Origin of the sequence: Campylobacter sp. IFREMER_LSEM_CL2101 (assembly GCF_025771825.1) — a bacterium.
Lineage (GTDB): Bacteria > Campylobacterota > Campylobacteria > Campylobacterales > Campylobacteraceae > Campylobacter_D > Campylobacter_D lari_C.
The window spans coordinates 252,149-260,669 of record NZ_JAKMQZ010000001.1; the positions used below are offsets into that span (position 1 = coordinate 252,149).

Genomic DNA, 8,521 nt, shown 5'->3' on the forward strand with positions numbered 1-8,521 from the left:
TAAATTTAAAAAATGGTAAGAATATGCAAACAATTATAGAAAAACTAGAAAAACAAGAAAGATTAAATGAAGAAGAAGCTAATAAACTTTGGGATTTAGAGCTTTTTACTTTAGGCAAATATGCACAAAGAATTCGAACTAATTTGCATGGTAAAAAGGTTTATTTTAATATCAATCGCCATATTAATCCTACAAATATATGTGCTGATACTTGTAAATTTTGTGCTTTTTCAGCACATAGGAAAAATCCTAATCCTTACACTATGTCGCATGAAGAGATAATGAAAATAGTTGATGAAACAGTTTTGAGAGATACCAAAGAAATTCATATCGTTTCAGCGCATAATAAAAACACTTCATGGCAATGGTATTTGGAAATTTTTAAAATGATTAAAGAAAAATATCCATTTTTGCATATTAAAGCTCTAACTGCTGCTGAGATTGATTTTTTAAGCAGGGCTTTTAATATGAGCTATGAAGAAGTGATAGAAAAAATGCTTGAATACGGCGTTGATTCTATGCCAGGTGGTGGGGCTGAAATTTTTGATGAAGAAATTAGAAAAAAAATTTGCCATGGTAAAGTAAGTAGTGAAAATTGGCTAAAAATTCATAAACTTTGGCATGAAAAAGGCAGACAAAGTAATGCCACAATGCTTTTTGGGCATATAGAAAGCAGAGAAAATAGAATCAATCATATGATAAGATTGAGAAATCTTCAAGATCAAACTGGTGGTTTTAATGCTTTTATTCCTTTAGTTTGGCAACAAGATAATAGTTTTATTACAGGTAAAAAACCACTTGGCTCGGTAGAAATTTTAAAAACCTTAGCTATTGCAAGGATAGTGCTTGATAATATTAAAAATATCAAAGCATACTGGGCAACCATGGGTATAAATTTAGCTATGGTAGCTCAAGATTTTGGTGCAAATGATTTAGATGGTACTATAGAAAAAGAAAGTATACAAAGTGCAGGTGGGGCAAAAAGTTCAAATGGCTTGAGTTTAAAAACTTTTATAGAAATGATTCAAAGCTCAGGTTATATAGCGATAGAACGAGATAGTTTGTATAATGAATTAAAAACTTATTAAGGATAAAAATGGATTTTTTTAAACTTAAAGAACATAATAGCGATATAAAAACTGAAATTTATGCAGGTATTGCTACTTTTTTAGCAATGATTTATATTATACCGGTTAATGCAAATATTATGAGTAATTCAGGTATGCCACTAGAAGCTTTAATTGTTGCAACCGCTTTAGTAACTATTATAGCTACTACTTTTAGTGCTTTTTTCTCTAATACTCCTGTGGCTATGAGTGTGGGTATGGGGCTAAATGCGTATTTTACTTTTAGCGTGTGTAATACCTATCAAATTCCTTGGCAAAGTGCTTTGGGAGCTGTGTTTTTATCGGGTATTGTTTTTACTTTATTATCTTTTACTAATTTTAGAATTTGGGTGATAAAAAGCATACCAAATGATTTAAGAAAAGCCATATCAGCAGGTATTGGAACCTTTATAGCCTTTATGGGACTTGTGCAAATGGGGATTATCACTAAAAGCGAAGCAACCTTAGTAGGTTTGGGCGATTTTTCAAGCACTAAAGTGCTTTTTGGATTGTTTGGCTTGTTTTTGGTTTTTGTTTTTTGGGCTTGGAGGATTAAAGCTGCGTTTATTTTAGCTGTTTTTGTAAGTGCTTTGTGTGCTTGGATTTTTGGTATTGATGGAGCTAAATTTCCTGAGCAACTTTTATCTTTGCCAGTTATTAGTGGAGATAATGGTTTAAGTGCTATATTTGGTAAGCTTGATATTAAAGGAGCTTTAGAGCTTAGTATGATTCCTATAGTACTTACTTTTTTTGTTACTCAGCTTTTTGATAGTGTGGGTACAATCACAGGTGTAGGCTCAAGAGGAAAAATATTTGATGATCCAAAGCAAGGTGAGAAAAAATTAGGTAAAACCTTGGGCGCTGATGCGGCAAGTTCGGCTATGGGGGCGGTTGTTGGAACTTCTACTGTAACTGCTTTTGTGGAAAGCTCAGCAGGGGTAGAAGCAGGAGGTAGGACAGGACTTACAGCTTTAGTTACTGCTATATGTTTTGTTTTTACTTTATTTTTACTGCCAGTATTTAAAGCTATTCCTGCGAATTCTATTTATCCTATTTTGGTGCTTGTTGGTGTTTTAATGTTTATGGAAGTTGCAAATATTAATTTTAAAGATAAAGCTATAGCAGTGAGTGCGTTTTTTATTATCATTATGATGCCACTAACTTATTCTATTACTACAGGTTTTGCTTTTGGATTTATTGCATATTTATTTATGCGTATTATGCAAAAAGAATTTGATAAAATTAATCTTGGTATTATTGTATTAAGTGCGATTTCATTGCTAGTATTTTTATTACAATTTTTATAGGAAGTGATTATGTATTATTATGCTTATGAAGAATTTCAAAAAGAAATTATTCCTTTTACGCGCAAAATTAAGGAAGAATTTAATCCTGATGTATTACTTGCCATTGCAAGAGGTGGTATGACTTTGGGTCATTTTTTAGCAGAAGGTATGGGTAATAGAAATTTATTTTCTTTAAATTCTATTCACTATGAAGATACCCAAAAGTTAGATACGATTAAAATTTTTAATATCCCTGATCTTAGTTCGTATAAAAAAATTCTTTTGGTAGATGATATTATAGATAGTGGTGAAACTATGATAGAAATCAAAAGAGTTTTAATGGAAAAATATCCTCATTTAGAACTCAAAGTAGCAAGTGTTTTTTATAAGCCTTCAGCATTATTAATCCCTGAGTTTTATATAAAAGAAGCTAAAGAGTGGATTGACTTTTTTTGGAGTATTAAAATTTAGCTTTAAATCAAATACAAATGTTATAATATTATTTTGACTTTATTTTGTTAAGAAAGGATGTCTTATGAGTTTAACAAGAAGAAAATTTCTAAAAGGACTTGCTGCTACTTCAGCGATTGCTTCGGTTAATCCTTTAATGGCTGCAAGCGAGGGAACTAAATTTTATGATACTAAAAAAATTCCTCACGCAACTCACTTTGGTGCTTTTTGGGCTGAAGTAAATTCAGAGGGAAAACTTGTAAAAGTTACACCACAACAATCTGACAAACATCCTTCTATTATCACTGATGCTATCATTGATAGAACTTATTCAGATACTAGGGTAAAATATCCTTGTGTTAGAAAAAGTTTTTTAGAAGGAAAGAAAAGACCTAAATTAAGAGGTAAAGAGCCTTTTGTAAGAGTAAGTTGGGAAAAAGCTTTAGAGCTTGTATTGCAAAAATTAAAAGAAACTCCTATTGAAAATTTATTTAATGCAAGTTATGGTGCTTGGGGGCATGTAGGTTTATTGCACAATTGTAACTCAGTAGCAGGAAGGTTTTTTAATACTGCTTTAGGTGGTCATATCGGCACTGATGGAGAGTATAGTAATGGAGCTGCTGGTAAAGTTAATGCTAGTATAGTAGGGGATTTAGAAGTTTATTCTTTACAAACTTCTCATGAAGTTATTTTAGAAAATACTCAAGTTTATGTTTTATGGGGAGCCGATCTTTATAAATGTAACCAAATTGACTTTAAAGTTGCAAATCGTGGTAATGATGAGTATTATAAAAAATACAGCAAATCAAATATCAAATTTATTACTATTGATCCTCAATACACTCAAACAGCAGAAATTTTAAATGCTCAGTGGATTAAAATTCGTCCAAATACCGATGTAGCTTTAATGCTTGGTATGATGAATTATTTATATAAAAGTGGAAAATACGATAAAAAATTCATTGAAAAATATACTGATGGTTTTGACAAATTCTTACCTTATTTACTTGGAAAAACTGATGGTATTGATAAAACTCCAGCTTGGGCTGCAAATATTACCGGTGTTGAAGAAAAAGTTATTACAAGCTTAGCAGATACTTTTGTGAAAAATAGAACTTTCTTAGCAGGTAACTGGGCTATGCAAAGAGCGCATCATGGTGAGCAAGCTGATTGGACTTTAATGGTTTTAGCTTCTATGATAGGTCAAGTAGGTCTACCTGGTGGTGGATTTGGTTTTTCTATGCATTATTCAGGTGGTGGACAAGCATTTTCAGGTGTAAGATTACCGGTAGGCTTACCACAAGGTAAAAATAATCTTGATACTAATATCCCTGCAAGTAGAGTTTCAGAGGCAATTTTAAATCCAGGTAAAACAGTTAAATTTAAAGGCAAAGAAATCACCTATCCAAAAATCAAAATGATGTATGTAGTGGGTGCTTCTGTATTAGGCCATCATCCGGATACAAATGAGCTTATTAAAGCTTTAAGAACGCTTGATACATTAATCGTCCATGAGCCTTGGTGGACACCTATGGCAAAAATGGCTGATATTGTATTACCTTCAACTACAACTTTAGAAAGAGATGATATTAGTTTTGGTGGTTCTTATTCTCAAGATTATGTTTATGCTATGAAAAAAGTAATTGAGCCTTATTTTGAAAGTAGAAATGACTATGATATTTTTGAAGAATTAGCAAAAAGAATAGGCGAAAGAGAACATAAAAAATTCACCGGTGGTAAAACTAAACAACAATGGCTTGAAGGTTTTTATGGTAGAAGTGATTGTCCTTATTATATGGAATTTGCTGATTTTTGGAAACAAGGTTTTATTCATTTTGAAACTCCAAAAGAAGCTTATAACTTCGTAAGACACTCTGAATTTAGAGCTGATCCTGTAGCAAATAAACTTGCAACAGAAAGTGGAAAAATTCAAATTTATTCTCCAAAATTTGAAAAATACAACTTAGAAGACTTTAAAGCACATCCAACTTGGTTTGAACCAGCTGAGTGGCTAGGCAATGAAAAATTAGTTAAAAAATATCCTTTCCATTTAGTAAGCCCACACCCAAGATATAGAGTGCATTCTCAGCTTGATAATACTTGGGTGAGAGATTTGTATAAAATTCAAGGTAGAGAGCCTGTGATGATAAATACAAATGATGCTAAAAAACTTGGTATTACTCATGGGGAAGTTGTAGAAGTATATAACGATCGTGGATCACTTTTAGCAGGTGCTTTTATAACAGATAATATCATGGAAGGGGTTATTAGTATTCAAGAGGGTGCTTGGTATGATCCTGAAGATGTAAGCGATAGTAAGCCAAGATGTAATGCAGGTCATGTAAATGTTTTAACAAGCTCAAGACCAACTTCAACTATGGCTCAAGCAACTAGTGTAAATACTTGTCTAGTGGGTATTAAAAAACTAAAAGAAGTTATAAAACCTTATAACTCAACTACACCACCAGAAATTATAGGAGCTTAATAATGAAGAAGATTATATTAGTATTGACTTTTTTAGCTAGTGCTTTATTTGCTAAAGATATGTTTATTTTTAATGAAAAAGTAGATCTTTTAGATAGTGCTAGTAAAAAAGTAGTAGGACAAATTTATGAAGGCTCTAAAGTAGAGCTTATAAAAGAAGAGGGTGAATATTCTTTAATCAAAGTTAAAGGCGAGGTTGTGGAGTCAAATCCAAAAAGCCTTGCTTATACCAAAGATGGAATTTATCTTTTACTTACTTTGAATGCTAAAAATGCAAGCAATGAAATGGAATTTTTAGTTAAAAGTAAAGATTTAACCGATCAAGAAATTCTTGCCTGGGATGAGATAGAATTAACTTATTATGATACTTGTACAAGTTGTCACGCAGCGCATAAACCAAAAGAACATTTAATGGAAGAATGGGACGCATACTTATCTGCTATGCAAGGTTTTGCAAAAATTACTGACGCAGAAAAAGATAGAATTTTAAGATTTTTACAATCTCACGCAAGTAATGGACCTGTAAAACTTGACTAATCAAAAATGAAAAGGTATTTGTTAGCCGTTTTATTTTTTGATTTTTGTGCTTTATTGTATGGCATAAGCACTTTATCTATAAGCTATAATGAAGCGCAAATTTATTTTTATGATCATAGCTTAATTGCTATGATCGCTAGATTTGGCACCACTCTTTTTGGTCAAAATGATTTTGGATTAAGACTTCCTTTTGTTTTATTGCACTCTTTAAGTTGTGTTTTATTATACATTTTAGCTTTAAAATATACCAAAACTTCTTTTGATGCCTTTATTTCTGTGGTTCTTTTTATATTACTCCCTGGTAGTGTAGCTAGTGCTTTGCTTATTAATGAATCAAGCATTGTGATATTTTTCACACTTTTAATTTTAGTATTATTTGAATATAAGAAAATATTTTTATTTTATGTTTTATTAGTTTTAGTTCTTTTTGTAGATGGAAATTTTGCAATTTTATACTTGTCTTTTTTCTTCTATGCTATTTATAAAAAAGATAAATTACTTATTATATGTTCTTTGATTTTATTTGCTATTGCAATGAGTGTTTATGGGTTTGATGCAAGTGGAAAGCCTAGGGGGTATTTTTTGGATACTTTGGGTATTTTCGCAGCTTGTTTTTCTCCTTTAATTTTTCTTTATTTTTTTTATGTTGTTTATAGAATTCTTTTGCAAGATAATAAGCCACTTTTATGGTTTATTAGTGCAAGTACTTTTGTTTTTTGTTTAATTTTTTCCATAAGACAAAGACTTTTTTTAGAAGATTTTTTACCTTTTTGTGTGGTTTGTACTCCATTATTAGTTCGTTATTTAATGTCTTCTTATCGCTCAAGAATGCCACAATTGCGATTAAAACATAAAATTTTTATAGAATGTTCTTTAGTTTTTTTGCTATTTTTTTATCTTGGTATTATTTTTAATCAAAGTTTTTATTATTTATTAAAAGATCCCAAAAAACATTTTGCCTATGATTATCACATAGCCAAAGAACTAGCTCTAAATTTAAAACAACACAATCTCACGCATATTACTACACAAGATAAAGAACTAGCTTTAAGACTTAAATTTTATGGTATTTCTAAGGGTAAACTAGAGCTTCATTCTAGTAAAAAAGCTAGTAAAATCTATGTTAGTTTAGGTAAACATAAAGTATATTATTCTATAAAATGAAACAAGCTTTTACTTTAATAGAACTAGTTTTTGTTTGTATAATATTATCCTTATTATTTTCTATGGCTTATGTTTATTATAAACCTGATTATTTGCGCTTGGGAGCTGAGCAAGTTTTAAATGATATTAAATACACAAGACACTTAGCTTTAATGCAAAATGATTTTAGAGTTAAAGAATTTAACATTGCTAAACGAGAGTGGTTTAAGGCCAAATGGCAGCTGTATTTTATACGCTCAAAATCTGCCACTAATAATGAGCAAACTTATACTATTTTTTTAGATAAAAATGGCGATGGCAATGCAAACATAGGTAAAAATATGATCAATAAAGACAGAGAAATAGCTGTTGATCTTATCAATCCAGATATATTAATGAATTCAGGCCAAAGTGGAGTTATAAATCAAAATGATTTCAAAGCAAATTTAAAATACAATATAGAAAAAACTTATGGTATATCTAAAGTTTTATTTGAAGGTGCTTGTAAAGGAAGTACGCGTTTAGTTTTTGATGATTATGGTCGTTTATATACGCCTTTAAAAAATGCTACACGTGCTTATGATAAACTTGCTTCTTTTAATAATGATTGTATTATAAGGTTATCTAATAACCAAAATGAGCATATATGCATTGTTATAAATCCTATTAGTGGCTATGCCTATATCCCTAATTTTACCTCCCATAAAGGACAGAATATAATTTTAAATAATAAGCAAATATTTTGTCATAATTTATAATTATTTTTATTCTTTTATTAATAATTTATTTTAATTTTGCTAAATTTTTAATAAATTATTACAAGGAGCATTAATGTTTAAATTTAATAGTCTTTCTAATAGACTTACAACTATAGCTTGTTTTTTAATAGCTGTTATATTAATAGTAGTTAATGTGATTAGTTATTATGAGTCTAAGCAAAGCACAAGTTATTATCTTGAGGAAATTCAGAAAAAAACTATGCATGATGTTAATTATATGTACTCAAGTTATTCAAATAGCAAAAGAATTATCATAGAGTCACTAGCGCATAGTTTAAGCAAAATTGCATATAATGCTAGTGATAGGGAAATTTTTAGTGTTTTAGACACCGCAAAAAGATCAGGTGGCTTTGATACTGTTCATTTTGGTTTAGAGGATTCAGGTAAGGATTATCAAATTGATACTAAATTTAATCTTCATAATAATCCTAATAAATTTGATCCAAGAACAAGACCATGGTATAAAGAGGCTAAAGCAGCAGGAAAACTAATTGTTACTGATCCTTATAAAAGTATAGTTTTGAATGGACAAGTAGTTGTGACATATTCTATTCCAGTTTTTAATGATAATAAATTCATAGGTGTGGTAAGTGGAGTTTACAACCTTAACACTTTCTCTAAAGATGTTTTAGCTCTAGGACATTCTGATAGTTCTTATGCAGGTGTATATGATAAAGATGGTGTAGTAATCTTCCACGAGGATCAAAAAAGAATGCTTACCAAAACAGATTTAAGT

At 30.3% G+C, this 8,521-nt stretch carries 8 protein-coding genes; all 8 read left to right on the forward strand.

Features of this window, described 5'->3' with window-relative positions:
- Nucleotides 1-23: 23 nt before the first annotated feature.
- Nucleotides 24-1,088: an aminofutalosine synthase MqnE gene (mqnE, locus tag L8V88_RS01310; RefSeq protein WP_263726463.1), complete on the forward strand. Its 1,065-nt coding sequence runs from the start codon at nt 24-26 to the stop codon at nt 1,086-1,088.
- An 8-nt stretch (nt 1,089-1,096) separates the two neighbouring features.
- The gene (locus L8V88_RS01315; RefSeq protein WP_263724247.1) at nt 1,097-2,413 is read left to right on the forward strand and encodes an NCS2 family permease; all 1,317 of its coding nucleotides are present in this window, start codon (nt 1,097-1,099) and stop codon (nt 2,411-2,413) included.
- A gap of 9 nt (nt 2,414-2,422) precedes the next feature.
- Nucleotides 2,423-2,863 carry a phosphoribosyltransferase gene (locus L8V88_RS01320; RefSeq protein ID WP_263663846.1) on the forward strand — a complete coding sequence of 147 codons (441 nt, stop codon included), beginning with the start codon at nt 2,423-2,425 and terminating at the stop codon, nt 2,861-2,863.
- 64 nt (nt 2,864-2,927) lie between these two features.
- The gene (locus L8V88_RS01325; RefSeq protein WP_263726464.1) at nt 2,928-5,327 is read left to right on the forward strand and encodes a molybdopterin guanine dinucleotide-containing S/N-oxide reductase; all 2,400 of its coding nucleotides are present in this window, start codon (nt 2,928-2,930) and stop codon (nt 5,325-5,327) included.
- 2 nt (nt 5,328-5,329) lie between these two features.
- Entirely contained in the window at nt 5,330-5,863 is a 534-nt protein-coding gene (locus L8V88_RS01330) for a hypothetical protein (RefSeq protein WP_263693474.1), read from the forward strand.
- A 6-nt stretch (nt 5,864-5,869) separates the two neighbouring features.
- Complete coding sequence (locus L8V88_RS01335) at nt 5,870-7,027, forward strand: glycosyltransferase family 39 protein (protein ID WP_263726465.1); 1,158 nt, start codon at nt 5,870-5,872, stop codon at nt 7,025-7,027.
- Nucleotides 7,024-7,764: a Tfp pilus assembly protein FimT/FimU gene (locus L8V88_RS01340; protein ID WP_263726466.1), complete on the forward strand. Its 741-nt coding sequence runs from the start codon at nt 7,024-7,026 to the stop codon at nt 7,762-7,764. Before L8V88_RS01335 ends, L8V88_RS01340 begins: the two co-directional genes overlap by 4 nt.
- Nucleotides 7,765-7,837: 73 nt before the next feature.
- Nucleotides 7,838-8,521 (forward strand): cache domain-containing protein (locus L8V88_RS01345; RefSeq protein ID WP_263726467.1); only part of this gene is annotated, 684 nt, incomplete at its 3' end.